This window comes from uncultured Microbacterium sp., assembly GCF_963521645.1.
Classification (GTDB): Bacteria; Actinomycetota; Actinomycetes; order Actinomycetales; family Microbacteriaceae; genus Microbacterium.
The window spans coordinates 42,239-65,661 of record NZ_CAUQVQ010000003.1 but is presented as its reverse complement, the minus strand read 5'-3'; the positions used below and the strand labels follow the sequence as shown (position 1 = coordinate 65,661).

Sequence of the window (23,423 nt, the reverse complement as noted above, 5' to 3'; positions counted from 1 at the left end):
CTCGGACAGGGCCCCTTTCGCATTCGGAAGTCATCCATGTGGGCGTGACAGGATCGAGCTATGAGCTCTGCAGTCCAACTCATCCGTTCCGCCGACCTCGCCGCGGCTCCCTATGCGTATGCGGCGACCGCTCCCGCCGGCTCCCGCCTCATCTTCCTCGCCGGGGCGTGCCCGCTCGAGGACGACGGCTCCACGACCGCGCCTGGCGACTACGCGGCTCAGGCTGCGCGCTGCATCGAGACGCTGCGCGTGGCTCTGCGTGCCAGTGGGGCCGTGCTGTCTGACGTCATCAGCACACGCGTGCTCGTCGCATCGTCGTCGCAGGCCGATCTCGTCGCGGCGTGGGATGTCGTTCACGAGGCCTTCGGCGACCATGACGCACCGAGCACGCTCATGGGCGTCACCGTGCTCGGATACGGCGATCAGCTGGTGGAGATCGAAGCGATCGCGGCGGTCGCGGAGGACGCACAGTGAGCGAGGTCATCCGCCCCGGCGTCGCGCAGGACGCGGAGGTCCTGCATGCGATCGAGATGCAGTCCGATGCACTCCTGATCGACCGCCTGGGCGCTCCGGAGTGGCCGCCGGCAGGCGATGGCGCTGCGCGACTCGCAGCTCCGGGGTTCGTGCTCGTCGTCGAGGATCCACCCGGCTCCCCCGTCGGGTTCGTGCACGTGCTCGACGCGGACGGCCATGCGCACCTCGAGCAGCTCTCCGTGGTGCCGTCGTCAGGGCGCCGAGGATTCGGGCGCCGTCTCGTGAGAGCCGCTCTCGACGCCGCACGCGAGCGCGGCTACAGCCGGATGACTCTGCGCACGTACGCGGAGATCCCCTGGAATGCGCCGTTCTATACGTCGTGCGGGTTTCTCGAGAGCATCCCCGAGACGTCGTTCCAGCGCGGTCTGGTCGACACCGAGGCCTCTCTCGGCCTCGACAGATACGGACGCCGCGTGCAGATGACGGTCGAGCTCTGACGCTTCGCTCCCCCCGGTGGACGTTGGCAGAATCCGGTCTCCCGCCGTCGGGAATACGGCGGCGACAGCTCGCGCGGCTCCTTAGTCTGAGGAGATGATCGATCGCACTGAGTACTACTCCGCAAAACTCGCTTATGAGACCGACGCCAGTGACGTGCACGCCGCTCTGCAGGCCGACAGCACCCTCATCGTCGTCGATGTACGCTCCGACGAGGCCTGGGCGCAGGGACGCGTTGCCGGGGCTGTGCACATGCCCTACAGCGAGATAGCGGATCGCGCGCCGGCCGAGATCCCGGCCGGCTCCCCTGTGGTGGTCTATTGCTGGAGCCCAGGGTGCAACGCCGGCGCGAAAGGTGCGCTCGAGCTCGCGAAACTCGGATATCCCGCTCGGGAGATGATCGGCGGCTTCGAGTACTGGGTCAGGGAGGGCTATCCCGTGGAGGATGCCGACGGCGTTCACCGCCGCCCCGTCGACCCCCTGACCGGTGTCGCCAGGATCCGCTCTCGCGCCTAGGCGCCAGATGCGAAAAGCCCCTGGGAAGGAATCCCAGGGGCTTTTCGTCTGTCTGTCAGCGGGCGAAGTGACCGCGGTAGTACTCGTAGACCCATCCCACGATCGCGACGACGAAGATCGCGAGCCCGATCGGGAGCAGGAAGTGGCCGACGGCCAGTCCCACCACGAACACTGCGGCCGACCCGGCCAGAACGATCGGCCACCACGACCACGGGCTGAACTCTCCCAGTTCGGGATCGCCGTCGTCGATGTCGCTCGTGAGGATGTCCTCAGGCAGCTCGCCGTTCTGCGCCTTGTGCGTGCGGTCGAGGTAGAACGCGATCATCGCACCCATGAACGCCGCGAAGAACAGCGCGACCGTGCCGACCCACTCGATGCGCTCCGCGAAGAAGTCCGACGGGGTCGCGAGGATGTGCCAGCCGGTGTACACGACACCGACGAGGGCGAAGAAGGCGGTCAGGACCCACCAGAGAATGACGTTGTCGCGCATGGCTCAGTGGCCCTCTCGCTCGCCGGGGGCGGTGGTCGTGAACTCGGCCGCCTCGGGGTGATTCAGGTCGAATGCAGGACGCTCGCTGCGGATCCGCGGGATCGACGTGAAGTTGTGACGCGGCGGCGGGCAGGACGTCGCCCACTCGAGCGACGCACCGTAGCCCCAGGGGTCGTTGACCGTGACCTTGGGCGCCTTCCGCGCGGTGATCCACACGTTGAGGAAGAACGGCAGCATCGAGGCACCGAGGATGATCGCACCGATGGTCGACACCTGGTTTCCCCAGGTCCAGCCGTCGGCTGCGGAGTAGTCCGCGTAGCGACGCACCATCCCGTCGACACCCAGCCAGTGCTGGATGAGGAACGTCATGTGGAAGCCGATGAACAGCATCCAGAAGTGCACGTAGCCGAGACGCTCGTTGAGCATGCGTCCGGTCCACTTCGGCCACCAGAAGTAGAAGCCCGCGAACATCGCGAACACCACGGTTCCGAACACCACGTAGTGGAAGTGCGCCACGACGAAGTACGAGTCGGAGAGCGCGAAGTCGAGCGGCGGTGCCGCGAGGATGACTCCGGTGAGTCCACCGAACACGAACGAGACGAGGAAGCCGAGAGCGAAGACCATCGGAGTCTCGAAGGTCACCGACCCTCGCCACAGCGTGCCGATCCAGTTGAAGATCTTCACACCCGTCGGAACCGCGATGAGCATGGTCATCAGGGCGAAGAACGGCAGCAGCACCGAACCCGTCACGTACATGTGGTGAGCCCACACCGCGACCGAGAGCGCCGCGATCGCGATCGTCGCGTAGACCAGCGTCTTGTATCCGAAGATCGGCTTGCGGCTGAACACCGGGAAGATCTCCGAGACGATGCCGAAGAACGGCAGCGCGATGATGTACACCTCAGGGTGCCCGAAGAACCAGAACAGGTGCTGCCAGAGGAGCACGCCGCCGTTGGCCGGGTCGTAGATGTGCGCACCGAGGACTCGGTCGGCTCCGGCGGCGAAGATCGCAGCCGCGAGCACCGGGAAGGCCATGAGGATCAGAAGGCTCGTGATGAGCGTGTTCCAGGTGAAGATCGGCATGCGCCACATCGTCATACCGGGAGCGCGCATCGTGATGATCGTGGTGATGAAGTTCACCGCGCCGAGGATCGTTCCGAAACCGGAGATCCCGAGCCCCAACATCCAGAGGTTTCCACCGGCACCCGGCGAGAACGATGCGCTTGCCAGCGGCTGGTAGGCGAACCATCCGAACGAGGCGGCACCCTGCGGGGTGAGGAAGCCGGCGACCGCGATGGTCGAGCCGAACAGGAAGAGCCAGAAGGCGAAGGCGTTCAGACGCGGGAAGGCCACATCGGGGGCGCCGATCTGCAGCGGAAGGATCGCGTTGGCGAAACCGGCGAACAGCGGCGTCGCGAACATCAGCAGCATGATCGTGCCGTGCATCGTGAACAGCTGGTTGTACTGCTCCTTGGTCGGGATGATCTGCATCCCGGGAGCGAAGAGCTCCGCACGGATGACCAGGGCCATCACGCCGCCGAGCAGGAAGAACAGCACCGAGGCGATCAGATACATGTACCCGATCGTCTTGTGGTCGGTGGAGGTGATCCACTTGACGACGATGTTGCCCTTCTGCTCGACGCGCGAGGAGCTCATGAGAGCTGCCTGGCGCGCGGGGAGCGCGGAGGGACGGGAGCGAGGTGCCTCGTCGGTACGGGGTGCTTCAGTCGTCGACATGGCTTACTCCTCTCCTTCTTCGGACTCGTTCTGCGCGGTGGTCCCCGGGTAGTTGCCCAGGCGGTCGTACGCGTCGGTGATGTCGCCGGTGTTGCCGGCCTGCTCGAGCGACTCGAGATACGCGTCGTACTCGTCCTGCTCGACGACCTTCACGTTGAAGAGCATCATCGAGTGGTACTCACCGCAGAGCTCTGCGCACTTGCCGGCGTATTCGCCGACTCGGGTGGGGATGAACGACCAGGAGTTGTCCTTCCCGATGTACATGTCCTTCTTGTACAGGAAGTCGATGATCCAGAACGAGTGGATCACGTCGCGCGACTGCAGGTCGATCGTGACCTTCTGATCGACCGGCAGCACCAGCGTGGGCAGCTGCTCCTGATCGATGTTCCCGTCGGCGTCGGGCTGAGCCTGGATCCCCATCGTCCACACGGCGTCGGAGTTGTCCTCCTCGGTGCCGTCGTACTGGAAGTCCCAGGCCCACTGCTTCGCGATGGCGGTGATCTCGACGTCGGGGTCATCCCACTTCGTCTCGATCGCGCTCTGGTCGCGGGCCGTGAAGAAGAACATGCCGAGCACGAGGATCAGCGGCACGATCGTGTAGAAGATCTCGATCGGCATGTTGTACCGCATCTGCACCGGAAGGCCGGTCTGGCCCTTGCGGCGGCGGTACGCGATCGCGGCCCAGGCCATCAGACCCCAGGTGATGACGCCCACCGCGAGGAGGACGATCCAGGAGTTCACCCAGAGCGACGCGACGCGGTCGGTCTGGTTTGTGGCGGCGGTACCGTCCTCTACGAACCCCGGGAGGTAGCCGTGGAGCTCAGTGGGAGTACATCCCGCCAGGGCCACGGCTGCCGCTACTCCCACAGGGAGTGCGGCCCAACGAAGGCGGCGTTTCGAGGGCACGATGCACCTTTCAGATTGCGGACAGGGCACACCCAAGTCTAGGGCAACCTCACACCTGATTCATGCCAACCACGCAGGTTGGCGGGGCCGGTCGGATCAGTGGAAGCTGTCTCCGCAGGCGCAGCTGCCAGCGGCGTTGGGGTTGTCGATCGTGAAGCCCTGCTCCGAGATCGTGTCCTTGAAGTCGATCGATGCGCCGTCCAGATACGGCACGCTCATGTTGTCGATGATGACCTCGACGCCGTCGAAGTCGACGGTCTCGTCGCCCTCGAGGAAGCGCTCGTCGAAGTAGAGCTGGTAGATCAGACCCGAGCAGCCGCCGGGCTGCACGGCGACGCGCAGACGGAGGTCGTCACGCCCCTCCTGCTCGAGGAGGTTCTTCACCTTGGTGGCCGCGGCGTCGGTCAGCTTCACGCCATGCGCCTGGGTGGTCTCTGCGGAAGTCAGTGTGGTGTCGCTCATGTCGCTCCTTGTGACGGGCCGCGCTCGCACGGCAGGTAACTCGATTTTACCCTCAGGCTCGCGGATACGGCTCAGATGATGATGTCGTTCATGCGCGAGAGCAGCAGTGCCTCGGTCGCGACCGCGTGGCGGAACGTGTCGAGGTGCAGAGACTCGTTGGGGCTGTGAGCGCGCGAATGGGGGTCCTCGACTCCCGTGACCAGGATCTGCGCCTCCGGGAACTCCCGCACGAGGTCGGCGATGAACGGGATCGAGCCGCCGACCCCGAGGTCGACGGGCGGCACGCCGTAACCGTCGCGCATGGCATCGCGCGTGAGGGCGACCGCCCACCCGCTGGTGTCCACGAGGAAGCCGTTGCCGAGGTCCACGTCCGAGAAGGTCAGCTCCGAGCCGAAAGGCGCGTTCGTCCGGAGGTGCGCTTCGAGCGCGGCATACGCCTCCTCTCCGGTCTGGCCCGGCGCGACGCGCGCGCTGACGACGACCGTCACCTCGGGCAGCAGAGTGTTCGACGCCGCCGCGACACTGGTGGCGTCGATGCCGATCACGGTGACCGAGGGCTTGTTCCAGATCCGGCTCAGGATGCTGCCGTTCCCGATGGGCGACGTGCCCGCGAGGAGGCCCGCTTCATCGCGCAGCGTCTCCTCGCTGTACTCGGGCGTCGGCGCATCGCGCTCCGTCATCCCCTCGACCGCGACCGAACCGTCATCGTTCCACAGCGTGGAGAGCATCTTGACCGTGGCCATCATGGCGTCGGGCACCGCTCCCCCGAACATCCCCGAGTGCGAGGCATGGTCGAGTGTCCGCACCTTCACCGTGAATCGTGCGTTGCCGCGCAGCGAGACCGTGAGACCAGGAGTCACCGAATCCCAGTTGCCGGAATCCGCCACCACGATCGCGTCGGCGCGGAGCGCTTCCTTGTTGTCGGACAGGAACTGCGCGAAGGATCGGGAGCCGTACTCCTCCTCCCCCTCGATGAACATCGCGATGCCGAGTTCGAGGTCGTCGCCGAGCACCTCCGCCACCGCACGTATCGAGGCGATATGCGCCATGATCCCGGCCTTGTCGTCAGCGGCTCCGCGACCGTAGAGGCGGCCGTCGCGCACCGTCGGCTCGAACGGAGGCGTCTCCCAGAGGGCGTCGTCTCCCGGGGGCTGCACGTCGTGGTGCGCGTACAGGAGGATCGTCGGCTTGCCGTTGCGCGCTGCGCGCGTGGCGAGCACGGCCGGCTGCCCGACCTCATCGGTCCCGGGGATGGCGGCGCGCAGGACGCGCACCTCGTCGAACACCCCGGTGTCCTTCGCCAGAGCGGCGACGGCCTCCGAGCTGCGTTCGAGCTGCGTCTGATCGAATGCCGGCCACGCCATGCCGGGGATGCGCACGAGATGCCCGAGGTCGCTCAGCGCTGCCGGAAACCCTGTGGCCGCCGCTTCGAGCACGGCGGGCTCGCGATCGCTGGAGAGATTCTGGGCACCGGGCTGAGCAGGAGAAGTCATGCGAGTAATCTTAAGGTGATCCGCCTTCACCCGAACCGAGGAATCTCGTGGCCACTTCCCCCTCCACTCCTTCGACGAACGACGACGCCCCCGAGACGCCCCTCGCGGGCAAGGGACGCGCGACGCCGACCCGCGCGGAGCAGGAGGCAGCGCGACGTCGCCCTCTCGTCGCGAACACCAAAGAAGCCAAGGCAGCCGCTCGCGCCGAGCTCGCCGAGCGGCGCAACCGCGCGCAGGCAGGACTCGCGGCCGGAGAGGAGAAGTACCTCCCGCCCCGTGACAAGGGTCCGCAGCGCCGGTGGGTGCGCGATTATGTGGATGCCTCCTGGCAGCCCGCAGAGTTCGTGATGGGCGTCATGGTCCTGGTCATCCTCGTGTCGCTGCTGCCCCCGAGCCTCGCGATCGCCGGGTTCGCGGTCGCCGGCTGGGCGTACCTGGTCATGATGGCGTACTTGATTCTCGCCATCGGCGGGATGATCCTCCTCGGGATGCGGGTCAAGCGCAAGGTCGCGGCGAGGTTCGGCGCCGATCGCCTGGAGCGTGGCCTCGGGTGGTACGCGGCGATGCGTTCGCTGCAGATGCGATTCATGCGCCTTCCCAAGCCTCAGGTCAAGCGCGGTCAGTATCCGGCCTGACCGTCCTCTCTGTGAGAAGGCGTCCGATGCTCTCCGGAGCGTCGGACGCCTTTTCCGTTCCGGAGCCGCGCTCAGCGACGGGCGAGGCCTCGGTTGATCTCGCGCCCCCAGAAGGGGCCCCGGTAGAGGAAGGCCGTGTAGCCCTGGACCAGCGTGGCACCGGCGTTCAACCGCTCCTGGACGTCGGCGGGGGTCTCGACTCCCCCGACGGCGATCACGCAGAAGTCGGCGGGCACTGCGCCGCGGACGAGGCGGAGCACTTCGAGGGAACGCTGCTTCAGCGGAGCCCCCGACAGTCCGCCGTCTCCGGCCGCTGCGACGACGGCCGGATCGGTGATGAGCCCGTCTCGGCTGACGGTCGTGTTGTGCGCGATGATTCCTGCGAGACCTTCCGTCACGGCGAGCTGCGCGATCGCGACGATCTCCTCGTCGGAGAGATCCGGCGCGATCTTCACCAGGAGCGGGGTGTCCCCGGCCGCGCGCTTCACGGCCCGCAGAAGGGGCGCGAGGGTCTCCACCGCCTGAAGGCCGCGGAGACCGGGCGTGTTCGGCGACGAGACGTTGACCGCGAGATAGTCGGCGAGCGGAGCGAGAGCAGTGGCGGAGGCGACGTAGTCGGCCGTCGCATCCTCGACGTCGACGACCCGGCTCTTGCCGATGTTCACCCCGATGATGGTGTCGGGAGCGCCGCGGCGGAGCCTCGCGAGGCGACGGGCGGCGGCATGTGCGCCGCGATTGTTGAAGCCCATGCGGTTGATCACCGCGCGATCCGCGACCAGCCGGAAGAGGCGTGGGCGCGGGTTGCCCTCCTGCGGGACGGCAGTGAGCGTCCCGACTTCGACGTGACCGAAGCCGAGCGCCGCCAGGCCGCGCACACCGACGGCGTTCTTGTCGAAGCCTGCGGCCACGCCGAAGGGCGACGGGAAGGTGAGCCCGAGCGCGTCGACCTGAAGCGAGGGGTCGGGCTTGGTGAGGGCACGGGTCGCCCAGGAGAACGGCGGTGCTCCGAGGACACGGATCACGACCATGCCGGCGTGGTGGGCGAACTCGGGATCGAAGCGCGACAGGACAGCGCGGAAGAGCAGCGGATACATCCCTGCCAGATTACCGCTCGACAGGCTCCCGCTTCGCGTGATCGGCACGGAGGTCGGTGATCGCGCTCTCGAAGTCCTCCAGGGAGTCGAACGCCTGATACACGCTCGCGAAGCGCAGGTAGGCGACCTCATCGAGATCACGCAGAGGTCCGAGGATCGCGAGCCCGATCTCGTTCGTGTCGAGCTGGGAGACGCCCGTCTGACGGACCGCCTCTTCCACGCGCTGGGCGAGGACAGCGAGGTCCGCCTCGGTGACGGGTCGCCCCTGACATGCTTTCCGGACGCCCGAGATCACCTTCTCCCGGCTGAACGGCTCCATGACTCCCGAACGCTTGATCACGCTGAGGCTCGCGGTCTCGGTCGTCGTGAAGCGGCCCCCGCACTCGGGGCACTGGCGCCGTCTGCGGATCGACAGTCCATCATCGCTGGTGCGGGAATCGATGACCCGGGAATCCGAGTGACGGCAGAAGGGGCAGTGCATCTGACCGATCCTACGCGGTGAAACGCGCCTCGATCGCCTCGCCGTGTGCAGGAAGCACCTCGGTGTCGGCGAGAGCGACGACACCCTCTCGGACGGCCGCCAGCGCCGCCCTGTCGTAGCGGATGACCTGCTGCGGTCGCAGGAACGTGTAGGCGCCCAGACCCGGTGCATACCGAGCCTGTCCCCCGGTCGGCAGCACGTGGTTGCTTCCGGCCATGTAGTCGCCGAGGCTCACCGGTGTGTGCTCGCCGACGAAGACGGCTCCCGCACTCGTGAACGACGCAGCAGCCTGCTCTGCGTCGACGAGATGGAGCTCGAGGTGCTCCGGCGCGTAGGCGTTGCTGAACGCGGTCGCCGACGCGCGGCCGTCGACGAGGACGATCGCCGACTGGGGGCCGTCGAGGGCCGCGGCGACGCGCGTCGCATGTCTCGTCGCGGATGCCTGTGCGGCGACCTCGCGGGCGACCTGCTCCGCGAGCTCCACGGAATCGGTGACGAGCACGGCAGAGGCCTGCTCGTCGTGCTCGGCCTGGCTCACCAGATCCGCCGCGATCAGACGAGCATCCGCGCTCGCATCGGCGACCACGAGGATCTCCGTTGCACCTGCCTCGGAATCCGTGCCGACGACACCCGCGACGGCTCGCTTCGCGGAGGCCACATAGTTGTTGCCCGGTCCGGAGACGACATCGACGGGGTCGAGGCCGATTCCCGAGACACCGTGCGCGAACGCTCCGATCGCGCCCGCGCCGCCCATCGCATACACCTCGGTGACGCCCAACAGCGCTGCCGCAGCGAGGATCGTCGGGTGCACGCGACCGCCCTGGTCCGCTTGAGGCGGTGAGGCGAGGGCGATCTCGCGCACACCCGCGACCTGAGCCGGCACCACGTTCATGACGACGCTCGACGGGTATACGGCCTTGCCCCCGGGGATGTAGACGCCCACCCGGTGCACCGGCTGCCAGCGCTGCGTGATGATCGCGCCTTCGCCGATCTCGGTCACCCGAGCATCCGGCACCTGCGCTGCCGAGGCGAGCCGTACGCGACGGATCGCCTCTTCGAGCGCGGCACGGATCTCGGGCTGCAGCGCCTCGAGAGCGTCGGAGATGTGAGAGGCGGGCACACGCAGCTCGTGGCCGGTGACGCGATCGAAGCGCTCGGCCTGCTCACGCAACGCGGTCGCGCCTCGTCGCTGCACGTCGTCGACGATGCGGGCGGCGGTGTCGAGCGCTTCGGCGCGGGCCTGGGACGCGCGCGGCACGGCCGCGAGCATGTCAGCCGGCGAGAGCTCGCGCCCCCGCAGATCGATGGTTCGCACTGTCAGCCTCTCGTGATGTCTGCGATGTCGTGCAGGTATCCGATGCGTCCGTCGTCGTGACGAACGACGTATGCGCCACCGCGGTCCTCGATCACGAGGACCCACGCGCTCGGGCCGATGCGGAAGATGGCGTCGCCGCGCTCGTCATGCACGTCGCGCTCGGTCTGCGCGAGGATCCAGAACGGCTGCGTCGCGACCGAGTCGTCCCAGGCACGCCGGTCGTCATCGTCGATCGTGGGCATGACGGTCGTCTCCGCATCAGCCGCCCGCATCTCGGCGCTGTCGCCGAAGTTGTCGACCGAATCCTGATCGCTCCGCTCGACGGGCTGGGGGGCACCGATCTCCTGGGCGGTCGTGCCCATGAGCGACTCGATGCTCCCCGTGTCCGACACGATCTCCGGCTCCTGGTTCCAGGTGCGCCGGGAGTACGTCGGGACATAGTCGTCGCTCGGTGCCGGATCTTCGGTTCCCGTGTCACCGCCCGAGGCATGAGATGCGAGGGGCACCTGCTCGGCGAGGTCGAGACGTGCGACTTCATCGGTCGCCTGGTCCCGCGCGGAGTCCGTGTCGAACCGCTCGGAGCGCAGTGACGGCGTCGACGTCTGCGCTTCGTATGAGGGGGCCGTCTCGCCGAGGGGAAGGTCCGCATCGTGTCGCGCGCTGTCGTCGACGATGACCGGTGCCGCTGCAGCGCCACCCTCGGCCGTGCCCGCGTGCGGCGCGACGTCGGAGTCCTCCGAACCCGCAGGCGCGGGCTCGACCACCGGGCGGGGACGCGCGATGACCGGTCGGACCGGGTTCGCGTTGCGGTGCGCGAGAGTCACGAGCCGACCGTGGAAGTCTTCCTTGAGCCCCGGGATCAGCGGCGCGAACACCGTGAAGACCACGAGTGCGAGCGCCGCGATCAGCTGCACGATGCCGTTCCAGCTGAGAACGACGGATCCGATGTCGATGCTGACCGCCACGGAGTTCCAGAACTCCGCCAGCCAGAAGACGGCTGAGACCGAGAAGGCGACCGAGGCGAACTGGTCGATGCCGAGCGAGCCGACCCGGCGGATGCCGTCGGGCGAGAATCGACGGAGGACCAGGAGGAAGACCGCGACCGTGGGGAGGCCGATCGGCAGGATCCAGTGGATCCCGGTACCCCAGATCGAGGCTGGGCCGAAGTACGGGAAGAACGAGGCGACGAACCCGACGGCCCACGCTCCGACGATGAGCAGCTCGCGGAGCGTGAAGCCGAGGATGCCGTACTCCGGCGTCACCTCGTCGTCGTACAACACACCGTCATCGTCCGAGAATGTCTCGTCGGAGTCGGCCTCGTCGTGCGCGAGGAGGTCATCGTCCGTGCCCGAGGGCTCGTCGTTCTGGAACGGGGATTCCGTGCTCATGAAGGGGTCCTTTCGTCACGGTGCGTCACCGGGGGGGGTCTGCACCCAACGCGTCCTGATATTACCCGGGCAGTCCGAACGACCGCTCGGAAGAGCGCCGCGCGGAGACTCCGATCACCCCAGGCAGTTCGGCCCGAGCAGCGACTTCAGGTCGCCGAACAGGTCGGCAGAGACCTTGACCGGCATGGGCACCTCGAACACCTTGGCGGTGCCGCCGCGGTGCACGCGCAGCATCACCTCGGTCTCGCCGGCATGACGACGAAGGACATCGGCGAGCTCGTTCATCACGGGCTCCGTCGCCCGCTGCTCCGCGAGCACGAGGGCCAGCGGCCCCGCGGCATCGAAGGAACCCACGTCGGGAGCGAAAGCAGACTGCGCGTGCAGATTGAGCCCGTCGTCACGCTTGGACACCCGACCTCGCACGGCCAGGATCGAATCCTGCTGCAGTATGTGCTGGAACTCGGTGTAGGTCTTCCCCATGAACATCACGGTCACCTCGCCGTTGAAGTCTTCGACGGTGATCATGCCGTAGGGATTGCCACTGGCCTTCGCGACCCGGTGCTGCACGCTCGTGACGAGGCCCGCGACCGTGACCTGCTCGCCGTCCTGGAGATCCTCGGAGTTGATGAGGTTGTGGATCGAGATCGATGCGTGCTTCGCGAGCGGCACCTCGAGACCCGCGAGCGGGTGATCGGAGACGTACAGCCCGAGCATCTCTCGTTCGAAGGCGAGCTTGTCCTTCTTGGTCCATTCCGGGCGGGCAGGCACCTTTGCGGGCGCTGCCTCTTCCATTCCGTCGTACAGGCTGTCGAAGTCGAAGCCGATCGCGCCCTGCGCCTCGTTCCGCTTGCGGTCCACGGCGGCTTCGACAGCATCCTCGTGCACCTCGATGAGCGCGCGGCGCGAGTCTCCCATCGAGTCGAAAGCACCGGCCTTGATCAGGGACTCGACCGTCCGCTTGTTCGAGACATGCAGCGGGACCTTGTCGAGGAAGTGGTGGAACGACGTGAACCTCTCGTCCTTGCGCGCCGTGACGATGCCGTCGACCACGTTGCTTCCCACGTTGCGGACGGCGCCGAGGCCGAACCTGATGTCGTCGCCGACGGCCGCGAAGTAGTTGATCGACTCGGACACGTCGGGCGGCAGCACTCGGATGCCCATGCGGCGGCACTCGTTGAGATACAGCGCCATCTTGTCTTTGGAGTCGCCGACGCTGGTGAGGAGTGCGGCCATGTACTCGGCCGGATAGTGCGACTTGAGGTACGCGGTCCAGTAGGACACGAGGCCGTATGCTGCCGAGTGCGCCTTGTTGAAGGCGTAATCGGAGAACGGGAGCAGGATCTCCCAGAGGGCGTTCACCGCGCTGTCCGAATACCCGTTGGCGTGCATCCCGGCTTGGAAGCCCTCGAACTGCTTGTCCAGCTCGGACTTCTTCTTCTTGCCCATCGCGCGTCTGAGGATGTCGGCCTGACCCAGCGAGAAGCCCGCGACCCGCTGCGCGATCGCCATGACCTGCTCCTGGTAGATGATGAGGCCGTAGGACTCGTCGAGGATGTCGGCGAGCGACTCGGTGAACTCCGGATGGATCGGCGTGATCGGCTGCATGCCGTTCTTGCGCAGAGCGTAGTTCGTGTGCGAGTTCGCTCCCATCGGGCCCGGACGATACAGCGCGATGAGTGCCGAGATGTCACCGAAGTTGTCGGGCTTCATCAGACGCATCAGCGAGCGCATCGGGCCGCCGTCGAGCTGGAACACGCCGAGCGATTCGCCGCGGCCGAGGAGGTCGTATGCGCCGCGATCGTCGAGTTCGAGGTGCTCGAGATCGAGCTCCTCGTTACGGTTCATCCGGATGTTGTCCAGGGCATCGGAGATGATCGTGAGGTTGCGCAGACCCAGGAAGTCCATCTTGATGAGGCCGAGCGTCTCACACGACGGGTAGTCGAACTGGGTGACGATCTGCCCGTCCTGCTCGCGTCGCATGATCGGGATGATGTCGAGCAGCGGCTCGGACGACATGATCACGCCGGCGGCGTGCACGCCCCACTGGCGCTTGAGGCCCTCGAGGCCGAGCGCACGGTCGAAGACGGTCTTGGCCTCGGGATCGGTCTCGATCAGCGCTCTGAACTCGCTCGCCTCCTTGAAGCGAGGATGGGCCGAGTCGAACATGCCGTCGAGCGGCATGTCCTTGCCCATCACGGGCGGCGGCATCGCCTTGGTGAGACGCTCGCCCATGCTGAACGGGAATCCGAGCACACGGCCGGCGTCCTTGAGCGCCTGCTTGGACTTGATGGTTCCGTACGTGACGATCTGCGCGACCCGCTCGGACCCGTACTTCGCCGTGACATAGTCGATGACCTCGCCACGACGGCGGTCATCGAAGTCGACGTCGAAGTCGGGCATCGAGACGCGATCGGGGTTCAGGAAGCGCTCGAAGATCAGGCCGTGCTCGAGGGGATCGAGGTCGGTGATCCTCATCGCGTACGCGACCATGGACCCCGCGCCCGAGCCGCGGCCGGGGCCCACGCGGATCCCGTTGTCCTTCGCCCAGTTGATGAAGTCGGCGACGACGAGGAAGTAGCCCGGGAAACCCATCTGCAGGATGATCCCGGTCTCGTACTCGGCCTGCTTGCGCACCTTGTCGGGGATGCCCGCGGGATAGCGGTAGTGAAGCCCCGCCTCGACCTCCTTGATGAGCCAGCTGTCTTCGGTCTCACCGTCGGGAACGGGGAAACGCGGCATGAAGTTGGCCGCGGTGTTGAACTCGACCTCGCAGCGCTCGGCGATGAGCAGGGTGTTGTCGCACGCCTCCGGGTGATCGCGGAACATCTGCCGCATCTCCGCGGCCGTCTTGATGTAGTACCCGTCGCCGTCGAACTTGAATCGATTGGGGTCGTCGAGCGTCGAGCCGGACTGCACGCAGAGCAGCGCCGCATGTGCGTCGGCCTCGTGCTGATGGGTGTAGTGCGAGTCGTTCGTCGCGACGAGCGGGATGCCCAGATCCTTGGCCAGCCGCAGGAGGTCGGTCATGACCCGGCGCTCGATCGAGAGCCCGTGATCCATGATCTCCGCGAAGTAGTTCTCCTTGCCGAAGATGTCCTGGAACTCCGCCGCGGCCGCTCGCGCAGCGTCGTACTGCCCCAGCCGCAGTCGCGTCTGGACCTCGCCCGAGGGGCATCCCGTCGTCGCGATGAGTCCCTTGCCGTAGGTCTGGAGCAGCTCGCGGTCCATCCGAGGCTTGAAGTAGTAGCCCTCCATGCTCGACAGCGAGCTGAGGCGGAAGAGATTGTGCATCCCCTCGGTGCTCTGACTCCACATCGTCATGTGGGTGTAGGCCCCGGATCCCGAGACGTCATCGCTCTTCTGATCCGGCGATCCCCACTGCACCCGCGACTTGTCGCTGCGGTGCGTCCCGGGCGTGACGTAGGCCTCGAGGCCGATGATGGGTTTGACCCCGGCCGCATTGGCCGCCTTGTAGAACTCGAACGCCGCGAAGGTGTTGCCGTGGTCGGTGACGGCGATCGCCGGCATGCCGTAATCGGCGGCCGCCTGCGTCATCGCGCCGATCTTCGCCGCGCCGTCCAGCATCGAATACTCGCTGTGGACATGCAGGTGAACGAAGGAGTCGGATGCCATGCTTCGAGTCTACTTTCGGCATCCGACACCGGACGTCGTGTCGGATGCCGTCGACCGGTGACGTTCGGCGATCACCGAGGGGTGCGGGTCGCGAAGGCGACGGCTCAGGATTCGAGCGGCGCGATCACGAACCCGTGAGATCGAGCCGCATCAGCACGCGCGGAAAGCCGTCGAGGACGGACGCCGTGTCGGCCGCCTTCACGAAACCCGCGCTCTCGAACAGCGCGCGGGTGCCGACGTACGCCATCGTCTGATTCACCTTCCGGCCGCCGTTGTCGACCGGATAGCTCTCCACCGCGGGCGCGCCGCGCGTCTTCGCGTACGCGACCGCTCCGTCGATCAGCGCGTGGGAGACGCCCTGTCTCCGATACCCCGGCCGCACGCGGAAGCACCACAGCGACCACACGTCGAGCTCGTCGACGTGCGGGATCAGCCGGCTCCGCGCGAAACTCGTGTCGCGCCGGGGATGCAGCGCAGCCCACCCGACCGGCTCGTCGTCGAGATAGGCGACGACACCGGGCGGCGGATCCTGATGGCACAGGTCACGCACACGATCCGCGCGAGCCTGCCCCTTCAGCGCCACGTTCTCCGCGTTGCCGATGCGATAGCTCAGGCAGAAGCAGACGTTCGACGCGGGGTTCTTCGGTCCGACGAGTGTCGCGACGTCGTCGAACTCCGTCGCGGGGCGCACCTGGATGCTCATGCGCCCAGTGTCACGCACACCGCCGACAGTGTGTCGACGACGTGCTGTCACTCCCCGCGAAGGACGTCGAGAGCGTGTCGGAAGTCTTCGGGATACGGCGACTCGAACTGCACCCAGTCGCCCGATGCCGGGTGGGCGAAGCCCAGCCGGTGGGCGTGCAGCCACTGACGTGTGAGGCCGAGGCGCGCGGAGAGAGTGGGGTCTGCGCCGTAGAGGGGATCTCCCACGCAGGGATGACGGTGGGCGGCCATGTGCACCCTGATCTGATGCGTTCGGCCGGTCTCGAGGTGGATCTCGAGGAGTGACGCGCCGGGGAACGCCTCGAGGGTCTCGTAGTGGGTCACCGACGGCTTGCCGTCCGGGGTGACCGCGAACTTCCAGGAGTGGCTCGGATGACGTCCGATGGGGGCGTCGATCGTTCCCTCCAGGGGGTCGGGATGCCCCTGCACCACCGCGTGATAGACCTTCTCGACCGTGCGCTCCTTGAACGCGTGCTTGAGTGCGGTGTACGCAGTCTCGCTCTTGGCCACGACCATGAGGCCGCTCGTGCCCACATCGAGCCTGTGCACGATGCCCTTGCGTTCGGGGGCCCCGCTCGTCGACACCCGGAATCCGGCCGCCGCGAGGGCGCCGACCACGGTCGGTCCCTCCCATCCCAGCGAGGGATGAGCAGCCACGCCGGTCGGCTTGTCGACGACGATGATGTCGTCGTCGTCGTACACGATGCCGAGATCGGGCACCGCGATCGGAACGATCCGGGGCTCCTCCTTCGGCGTCCACTCCACGTCGAGCCATCCGCCTCCGCGGAGCCGGTCGGACTTGTCGAGAACCGCACCGTCGAGGCGCACGCCGCCGGCGGCTGCGACCTCTGCCGCGAACGTCCGCGAGAAGCCCATCATCTTGGCGAGGGCGGCGTCGACACGTGTTCCGTCGAGGCCGTCCGGAACGGGGAGAGAGCGTGACTCCACGGTCAACGTCCGTCGGACGCGGTCGCCCCCGCGGCGGCACTCGGACCGCCGTGTTCGCCGGTCGCCGGATGGTGCTCATCGGCGACGGCAGCGGCCTCGGCCTGCTCATCATTCTCGACGGGGGCATGGTCGCGCTCGCGCGTTCCGTCGAACCGCAGCCCCACGACCACGAGCAGGGCGACCGAGATCATGCCGGTGACGATGAAGATGTCCGCCACGTTGAAGATCGCGGGCATCATCCACGGCATCGAGATCATGTCGACGACGTGACCCATCGGGAAGCCTGGCTCCCGCAGCAGACGGTCGGTGAGGTTGCCCAGCACGCCGCCCAGCAGGCCGCCCAGGACCACGGCCCAGAGGCGCGATCGGAGACCGAACGCCTTCCACACGATCACCCCGGCGACGACCGCCAGCGCGATGGTGAAGATCCACGTGACATCGGCGCCGAGCGAGAACGCCGCACCGGGATTGCGCACGAAGTACAGCTGAAGGAACTCACCGAGAACCGGAACCGGCTCATGCAGCGGCAGGTTCTCGACTGTGAGGTACTTCACGAACTGATCGGCGGCCAGCACGACCGCTGCGAGAATCGCAACGATCGCGCCGGCCGCCGACCGACGAAGGGGAGGTCGTCCTGGCAAAAGGGGCGACCTACAGTCCGATCGCGGAGACCGGGGTGGAGTCCGTCGACGTCGACTTCTCGTCGAGATCGCGGAGCTGGCCCTCGATGTACCCGCGGAGCTGCGAGCGGTAGTCGCGCTCGAAGTTGCGGAGCTCGGTGATGCGAGCCTCGAGCGTGTTGCGCTCGCGCTCGAGACGAGCCGACTCTTCGCGCTGCTTGGCCTCGGCCTCGGTGCGGATGCGGTTGACCTCGCCCTCCGCCTCGGCGATGAGCTGGGCGCGCTTGGCCTCGCCCTCTGCGACGTGCTCGTCGTGCAGACGCTGAGCGAGCTCGATGATGCCTGCAGTGGCCGTGGCGGAGCCGGACGGAGCCGGCTCGGCCTGCGCTGCGGGAGCAGGAGCGGGAGTGGCCTCGGCGGCGGGAGCCTCAGCGGCAGCGGCGACGGGCGTCGCGCCGGACTCGAATGCTGCCAGCTTGGCCTTCAGCTCGGCGTTCTCCTCGAGGGCCTTGCGCCACTCGATGACGATCTCGTCGAGGAAGTCGTCGACCTCGTCGGGGTCGAAGCCGTCCTTGAAGCGGACGTGCTGGAACTGCTTGGTGACGACGTCATCCGGGGTAAGTGCCATGGTGGCTCCTTCGATGAGTTCGGTTGCCAGTTTCGAGAATGGCGTGGTCGAGAAGTGGCGCGAACCCGGGGGGCGCGCCTGGGAGCCAAGCATAGCCCCCGAGTCTGATCGTCGCGACGCCGCGACACCCATGCGCGGTGAAGTCGCGGGTGGATCAGAAGAAGATACCCACGATGTTCATCAGGATCAGCACGATGAGGATTGTGATCGAGAACCCGAAATCGAGAGAGATGGATCCGATGCGCAGCGGCGGGATGATCCGTCGGAAGAACCGGATCGGCGGATCCGTGATCGTGTAGACCACTTCCGCCGCGACCAGGCCCGCCCCCTTGGGACGCCACTCCCGATTGAACAGCGGGATGTAGTCGAGGATCAGGCGCGCGAAGAGCACGAGGAGATACAGCAGGAGCATCAGGTGGATGATGCTCGCGAAGACGGCGACGACCCCCACGGGTTACGAGTGGTCGAAGCCCGCAGACTCGGCGTCTGCGTGCGCGATGCCTCCGTGACCCGAGACCGCGATGTTCTCCGGAGACAGCAGGAAGACCTTCGAGGTGACCCGCTCGATGCGGCCGTACAGACCGAGCGACAGGCCGCTCGCGAAGTCGATCAGACGGCGGGCGTCCGCATCGCTCATCTGCGACAGGTTGATGATGACCGGCACACCCTCACGGAAGCTCTCGGCGATGAGCTGAGCATCGCGGTACTGCTTCGGGTGCACGGTGAGAATCTCGTTCACTGCCCCTCCTGCGGGCTGACGCACGGCGACGGGACGACGCAGCGGGGTGACGGGAGCCGGAGCCGGCTCTTCGCGGTCTCGATCACGGTCACGGTCACGCTGCTGAGCGCGGGCCGGAGCCTGCGTCTCCTCCTCGTAGACCTCTTCCTCGTCAGCGAGTCCGAGATACACCATGGTCTTCTTCAGTGGGTTACCCATCGTGTCCTCCGGTTCGAACGTTTCGGGCGGGTCTGTTCACAGGTTAACCCCGGTCGGGGCGGGGGCCCGTGATTGCGGAGCCGATCCGCAGGTGTGTCGCACCCGCCGCGATCGCCTCGGTGAAGTCGCCGGTCATCCCGGCGGAGATCCAGTCCGCGCGTGCATCGATCCGCCGGATCTCGTCGGCGACCGCCCGAAGGCGTGCGAACGCGGATTCCGGCGTCTCATCGAGTGGCGCGACCGCCATCACGCCGCGGAGGCGCAGTGACGACAGACCCATGATGTGCTCGGCGAGACGCGGGGCCGCAGCCGGCGTGACGCCCCCGCGGCCGGAATCCTCCGTCAGATTGATCTGCACCAGTACATCGAGGAGGTCGTCGTCGGTCGCGGCGCGATGCAGGGCGTCCGCGAGCCGCTCGCGATCCACGGAATGCACGGCATCTGCGCTGCGACGTATCGCCGACGCCTTGTTGGTCTGCGCCTGACCGATGAAGTGCCATCGCAGGTCGCCGAGCGAGCCGAGTTCGTCGCGCTTCGCCGAGAGCTCCTGCTGGCGGTTCTCCCCCACCTCGCGCACGCCGAGCGCGTGCAGCTCGGTCACGAGGGAGGCGGGGTGGAACTTGGTCACCACGATGCGGGTCAGCTCACCGGGATCGCGCCCCGCGGCTCGCGCGGCGTCGGCGATGCGCGCATCGATCGCCGACAGCCGTGCGGCCAGTTCGCTCACTTCAGGAATTCGGGGATGTCGATGTCGTCGTCCGCGAAGGCGGGCTCGATGCTCGTCTGCGTCGTCCGCTGCTGAACGGTCTCCGGCTCGCGAGTCTCGGCCGCCGGTGCCTTCTCCTCCTCGCGGGGAAGAGTCACCTCGGGCAGCGTCGCCGCCGCAGGACGGCTGACGACCATCGGGTCGAGACGCAGAGTGGGCTCGCCGCTGTCGAAGCCGGCGGCGATCACCGTCACGCGCACTTCGTCGCCCAGGGTGTCGTCGATGACGGTACCGAAGATGATGTTCGCCTCGGGGTGCGCCGCCTCCTTGACGAGGTCGGCCGCGTCGTGGATCTCGAAGATACCGAGGTTGGATCCGCCCTGGATCGACAGGAGCACGCCATGAGCACCTTCGATGCTCGCCTCGAGCAGCGGGGACTCGACGGCGAGCTCCGCCGCCTTGATCGCGCGATCGGCGCCTCGCGCCGATCCGATTCCCATGAGAGCGGATCCGGCACCCTGCATGACCGACTTGACGTCGGCGAAGTCGAGGTTGATGAGACCGGGAGTCGTGATGAGGTCGGTGATGCCCTGCACACCGGCGAGCAGCACCTGGTCGGCGGTCGCGAAGGCCTCGATCATCGAGATGCCGCGGTCGCTGATCTCGAGAAGACGATCGTTCGGCACCACGATGAGGGTGTCGACCTCTTCCTTCAGCTTCGAGACGCCGGCCTCGGCCTGGCTTTGTCGGCGGCGTCCCTCGAACGAGAACGGCTTGGTGACGACACCGATGGTCAGAGCGCCGATCGACTTCGCGATGCGCGCGACCACGGGAGCGCCACCGGTTCCGGTGCCACCGCCCTCGCCCGCGGTGACGAACACCATGTCGGCACCCGTGAGCGCCTGCTCGATCTCCTCGGCGTGGTCCTCCGCCGCGCGGCGGCCGACCTCGGGGTCGGCGCCCGCGCCGAGGCCGCGGGTGAGTTCGCGTCCGACGTCGAGCTTGACGTCGGCGTCGCTCATCAGCAGCGCCTGGGCGTCGGTGTTCACGGCGATGAACTCGACTCCGCGGAGCCCGAGCTCGATCATGCGGTTGACGGCGTTGACGCCGCCACCGCCGACGCCGACGACCTTGATCACGGCGAGGTAGTTCTGGTTCTGGCTCATGGCCGGCCTCCGAATAATCGAGCCTGTTATATGTGTGCGGGGAAACCGTGGGGTTGAACCTTAAACCTCAACTAGAGGTGTAAAGTATTTCCCGGTATTGGTTTCTCTTGTTCGAAGGTAAGCGCCGCACCAGCGCGCCAACGCAGCGACACGGGCGTGTCGCCCGTTTGCCGTCGAAAGATCAGCCGATGACGACCGCGTGCGGCGATGTCACGTCGATCGACGAGGCATCGGGCTTCGCGATCAGCGCCTTCGCGAGCGCCTCGCTCTTCAGCGGAGAGTTCTCCGAGCTGCCCCACACCACGACCAGACCCGAGTTCACGGTGAGCGTCACGTCGTCGGGCGTCGAGGCCCGCACTCCCGTGAGCCCGGCACGGACATCTGCCGGAAGCGACCTGATGACGAGCCCGGCACTCTCGAACGCGTCTGAGCCTGCGCCGCCCTCGATTTCCAGCACGGGCTGCCCAGCCGGCTGATCGGCCGTCGTGGACAGCGCGACTCCTGCGGCATCCACGAGAGTGAACCCGGCGTCGGAGCGGATGACTCCCACGGGCGTGCGCTCGACGATCCGCACCGTCAGGTCATGCGGCGGCTTGGCCTCGAGCGAGTAGCTCTCGATCAGCGGGAACGAGAGGAGCGCGGCTTTCACGGCGCTCGCGTCGACCAGGGCCAGCGGAGTGCCGATCTGGCCCGCGAGAGCCGCCTCGACGGCCGCGGGGTCCAGCGTGGTGGCGCCGACGACAGTGACCCTGTCGACGGCGAAGAGCGGGCTGTAGGCGGCTGCCGCGCTGCCTCCCACCAGCAGGGCGATCACGCCGATGACGCTCGCCCAGACGATCCGCCGGCGGCGGGAGCGCTGCGTGAATCTGCGGATCTCGGCACGCAGCGCCTTGCGGCGTGCACGCGCCGCGCGCCACACGTCCATGCTCGACGTCGATACGGCGCCGTCGGGCCCCGCTGCACTCTCCGGGCGCACACGTTCGTCGATCTCGGTGACGCGCGCTGCCGCGGAGTCGTCCGTCGCACGAGCGCGCGTATCGCGCGATCTCCGCGAGCGCTCTCGCTCGCCTCCCCTCGCCGGGCCCTCGGGCGCGGCGGGAAGCGGAGGTGGGCGGCGCATGGTCTAGGCCTCGGCGGTGCGCAGAGACTCGAGCACCTGCGGGATGATCTGGTAGACGTTGCCGCAGCCGAGCGTGACGACGACATCGCCGTCGCGAGCGATGGCGGCGGTGTAGTCCGCGGCCTGCTGCCAGTCGGCGACGAAGTGCACCCTGTCAGGATCGCGGAACGCTCCGCTGACGAGCTCACCCGTGACCCCGGGCACCGGATCCTCCCGGGCGCCGTACACGTCGAGCATGACGGTGTGGTCGGCGAACGTCTCGAGCACGTCGGCGAACTCCTGGTACATGTGCTGCGTGCGCGAGTAGGTGTGCGGCTGCTGGATCGCGATGATGCGTCCCGCTCCCGCGATCGACCGCATCGCCTCGAGCGCGGCCCGCACCTCGGTCGGGTGGTGGGAATAGTCGTCGTAGACGGTGACCCCGCGTTCCGTTCCGTGCAGCTCGAGCCTGCGGACCGTTCCCGCGAAACCCTCGACCGCGTGCACGGACTCCTCGAGCCCGTGGCCGAGTGCGAGCAGCACCGCCACAGCCCCGGCCGCATTCATCGCATTGTGCGCTCCCGGCACCGCGAGCTGCAGACGCACGCTCTCGGTCCCCCGCGTGATGGTGGCGGACACCGGGCCCGCCGTCACGATGCCCGTGACCCGCACGTCGGCGTCCTCAGCCTGGCCGAACGTGATGACGTTCGGGTGCGACAGGCCCGAGCCGACGCGCAGCGCACCCGCGTCGTCACTCGAGATCACCACAGCCTCGGTCGCCGCATCCGCGAATCGCACGAACGCATCGTGGAAGGCCTCGTCGGACCCGTAGTGGTCGAGGTGATCCGGGTCGACGTTCGTGATGAGCGCGACGGCGGTGTCGTAGAGCAGGAAGGTGCCGTCGGACTCGTCGGCTTCGATCACGAACAGGTCGCCCGCGCCTGTGGCGCTCGACACCCCGAGCTGCTCGATCACGCCGCCGTTCACGAAGTTCGGATCCGCCCCCAGCGCCTGGAGCGCGGTGACGATCATTCCGGTCGATGTCGTCTTGCCGTGCGCGCCGGCGACCGACACCAGACGGCGGGTGCCGATCAGCCAGTGCAGCGCCTGCGAGCGATGGATCACGTGCAGGCCACGCTGCTTCGCGAGGACGAACTCGGGGTTCTCCGGCCAGATCGCACCCGTGTGGATCACCGTGTCGGCGTCGCCGAGGTGAGCGGCGTCGTGTCCGACGTGAACCGTGGCCCCCGCGGCGGCGAGAGCGCGCAGATTGTCGCTGTCGGCACGATCGCTGCCCGACACGCGGATGCCGGCGTCGAGGAACATCTTCGCGAGTCCGCTCATGCCGGATCCACCGATGCCGATGAAGTGCGCCGCGGTGATCGACTCGGGAATCGGAAGGGAGAGGTCTGGTCTGATCATGTCGGGTTCAGTCTACTTTTCGCTGGGGACGTTACGACGTCGTGGGGAGGGTCGA

General features: G+C 67.2%; 24 protein-coding genes. 4 read left to right on the top strand and 20 right to left on the bottom strand.

The genetic code is table 11. From position 1 onward, the window contains the following. Positions 1-60: 60 nt before the first annotated feature. The 3 genes from RWO82_RS01840 to RWO82_RS01830 all read left to right on the top strand — a co-directional run bounded on the left by RWO82_RS01840 (position 61) and on the right by RWO82_RS01830 (position 1,485). The gene (locus RWO82_RS01840) at positions 61-474 is read left to right on the top strand and encodes a Rid family hydrolase (RefSeq protein ID WP_314422517.1); all 414 of its coding nucleotides are present in this window, start codon (positions 61-63) and stop codon (positions 472-474) included. Continuing rightward, positions 471-971, top strand: coding sequence for a GNAT family N-acetyltransferase (locus RWO82_RS01835; RefSeq protein ID WP_314422515.1), 501 nt, complete (start codon positions 471-473; stop codon positions 969-971). The genes RWO82_RS01840 and RWO82_RS01835 overlap by 4 nt, the downstream gene beginning before the upstream one ends. Positions 972-1,065: 94 nt before the next feature. After that, complete coding sequence (locus RWO82_RS01830; RefSeq protein ID WP_314422513.1) at positions 1,066-1,485, top strand: rhodanese-like domain-containing protein; 420 nt, start codon at positions 1,066-1,068, stop codon at positions 1,483-1,485. A gap of 55 nt (positions 1,486-1,540) precedes the next feature. Here RWO82_RS01830 and RWO82_RS01825 read toward each other — a convergent pair whose 3' ends face one another. The 5 genes from RWO82_RS01825 to RWO82_RS01805 all read right to left on the bottom strand — a co-directional run bounded on the left by RWO82_RS01825 (position 1,541) and on the right by RWO82_RS01805 (position 6,573). Next, a complete protein-coding gene (locus RWO82_RS01825; protein WP_314422510.1) occupies positions 1,541-1,975 on the bottom strand; it encodes a cytochrome c oxidase subunit 4 in 435 nt (144 codons plus the stop codon). 3 nt (positions 1,976-1,978) lie between these two features. Continuing rightward, positions 1,979-3,712 carry a cytochrome c oxidase subunit I gene (gene ctaD / locus RWO82_RS01820; RefSeq protein ID WP_399540697.1) on the bottom strand — a complete coding sequence of 578 codons (1,734 nt, stop codon included), beginning with the start codon at positions 3,710-3,712 and terminating at the stop codon, positions 1,979-1,981. A gap of 3 nt (positions 3,713-3,715) precedes the next feature. Continuing rightward, the gene (coxB, locus tag RWO82_RS01815) at positions 3,716-4,618 is read right to left on the bottom strand and encodes a cytochrome c oxidase subunit II (protein WP_314422506.1); all 903 of its coding nucleotides are present in this window, start codon (positions 4,616-4,618) and stop codon (positions 3,716-3,718) included. Between the two features lie 96 nt (positions 4,619-4,714). Beyond that, entirely contained in the window at positions 4,715-5,080 is a 366-nt protein-coding gene (gene erpA, locus RWO82_RS01810) for an iron-sulfur cluster insertion protein ErpA (protein ID WP_053096720.1), read from the bottom strand. A gap of 71 nt (positions 5,081-5,151) precedes the next feature. Next, entirely contained in the window at positions 5,152-6,573 is a 1,422-nt protein-coding gene (locus RWO82_RS01805) for a dipeptidase (RefSeq protein WP_314422500.1), read from the bottom strand. A 47-nt stretch (positions 6,574-6,620) separates the two neighbouring features. Between RWO82_RS01805 and RWO82_RS01800 the strand changes: the two genes are divergently transcribed. Further along, positions 6,621-7,208, top strand: a complete 588-nt coding sequence (locus RWO82_RS01800; protein WP_314422498.1) for a DUF3043 domain-containing protein — start codon at positions 6,621-6,623, stop codon at positions 7,206-7,208. 71 nt (positions 7,209-7,279) lie between these two features. Here the strand turns inward: RWO82_RS01800 and RWO82_RS01795 are convergent, their stop codons facing one another. From RWO82_RS01795 to murC, 15 genes are all read right to left on the bottom strand, one after another. Then, positions 7,280-8,302, bottom strand: a complete 1,023-nt coding sequence (locus RWO82_RS01795; RefSeq protein WP_314422496.1) for a quinone-dependent dihydroorotate dehydrogenase — start codon at positions 8,300-8,302, stop codon at positions 7,280-7,282. Positions 8,303-8,312: 10 nt separating this feature from the next. Next, positions 8,313-8,783, bottom strand: coding sequence for a transcriptional regulator NrdR (gene nrdR / locus RWO82_RS01790; RefSeq protein ID WP_314422494.1), 471 nt, complete (start codon positions 8,781-8,783; stop codon positions 8,313-8,315). A gap of 10 nt (positions 8,784-8,793) precedes the next feature. Further along, on the bottom strand, positions 8,794-10,098 hold the full coding sequence (gene hisD, locus RWO82_RS01785) for a histidinol dehydrogenase (protein WP_314422492.1): 1,305 nt from the start codon (positions 10,096-10,098) through the stop codon (positions 8,794-8,796). A 2-nt stretch (positions 10,099-10,100) separates the two neighbouring features. After that, positions 10,101-11,486, bottom strand: coding sequence for a hypothetical protein (locus tag RWO82_RS01780; protein ID WP_314422488.1), 1,386 nt, complete (start codon positions 11,484-11,486; stop codon positions 10,101-10,103). 114 nt (positions 11,487-11,600) lie between these two features. Further along, complete coding sequence (gene dnaE, locus RWO82_RS01775; protein ID WP_314422485.1) at positions 11,601-15,119, bottom strand: DNA polymerase III subunit alpha; 3,519 nt, start codon at positions 15,117-15,119, stop codon at positions 11,601-11,603. 124 nt (positions 15,120-15,243) lie between these two features. Next, positions 15,244-15,822, bottom strand: a complete 579-nt coding sequence (locus RWO82_RS01770; protein ID WP_314422484.1) for a GNAT family N-acetyltransferase — start codon at positions 15,820-15,822, stop codon at positions 15,244-15,246. A gap of 47 nt (positions 15,823-15,869) precedes the next feature. Beyond that, a complete protein-coding gene (locus tag RWO82_RS01765) occupies positions 15,870-16,790 on the bottom strand; it encodes an RluA family pseudouridine synthase (RefSeq protein WP_314422482.1) in 921 nt (306 codons plus the stop codon). Between the two features lie 2 nt (positions 16,791-16,792). Beyond that, positions 16,793-17,431 carry a signal peptidase II gene (lspA, locus tag RWO82_RS01760; protein ID WP_399540696.1) on the bottom strand — a complete coding sequence of 213 codons (639 nt, stop codon included), beginning with the start codon at positions 17,429-17,431 and terminating at the stop codon, positions 16,793-16,795. 10 nt (positions 17,432-17,441) lie between these two features. Next, positions 17,442-18,038: a DivIVA domain-containing protein gene (locus RWO82_RS01755; RefSeq protein ID WP_314422479.1), complete on the bottom strand. Its 597-nt coding sequence runs from the start codon at positions 18,036-18,038 to the stop codon at positions 17,442-17,444. Between the two features lie 154 nt (positions 18,039-18,192). Further along, complete coding sequence (locus RWO82_RS01750) at positions 18,193-18,489, bottom strand: YggT family protein (RefSeq protein WP_314422477.1); 297 nt, start codon at positions 18,487-18,489, stop codon at positions 18,193-18,195. A 3-nt stretch (positions 18,490-18,492) separates the two neighbouring features. Continuing rightward, on the bottom strand, positions 18,493-18,975 hold the full coding sequence (locus RWO82_RS01745) for a cell division protein SepF (RefSeq protein WP_314422476.1): 483 nt from the start codon (positions 18,973-18,975) through the stop codon (positions 18,493-18,495). Positions 18,976-19,018: 43 nt separating this feature from the next. Continuing rightward, on the bottom strand, positions 19,019-19,702 hold the full coding sequence (locus RWO82_RS01740) for a YggS family pyridoxal phosphate-dependent enzyme (protein ID WP_314422474.1): 684 nt from the start codon (positions 19,700-19,702) through the stop codon (positions 19,019-19,021). Further along, positions 19,699-20,847 (bottom strand): cell division protein FtsZ, encoded by a 1,149-nt coding sequence (gene ftsZ, locus RWO82_RS01735; protein WP_314422472.1) that lies wholly within the window; start codon positions 20,845-20,847, stop codon positions 19,699-19,701. The genes RWO82_RS01740 and ftsZ overlap by 4 nt, the downstream gene beginning before the upstream one ends. Positions 20,848-21,028: 181 nt before the next feature. Beyond that, positions 21,029-21,772, bottom strand: coding sequence for an FtsQ-type POTRA domain-containing protein (locus tag RWO82_RS01730; RefSeq protein WP_314422470.1), 744 nt, complete (start codon positions 21,770-21,772; stop codon positions 21,029-21,031). A 198-nt stretch (positions 21,773-21,970) separates the two neighbouring features. Beyond that, the gene (gene murC / locus RWO82_RS01725) at positions 21,971-23,368 is read right to left on the bottom strand and encodes a UDP-N-acetylmuramate--L-alanine ligase (protein ID WP_314422467.1); all 1,398 of its coding nucleotides are present in this window, start codon (positions 23,366-23,368) and stop codon (positions 21,971-21,973) included. Positions 23,369-23,423: the final 55 nt, after the last annotated feature.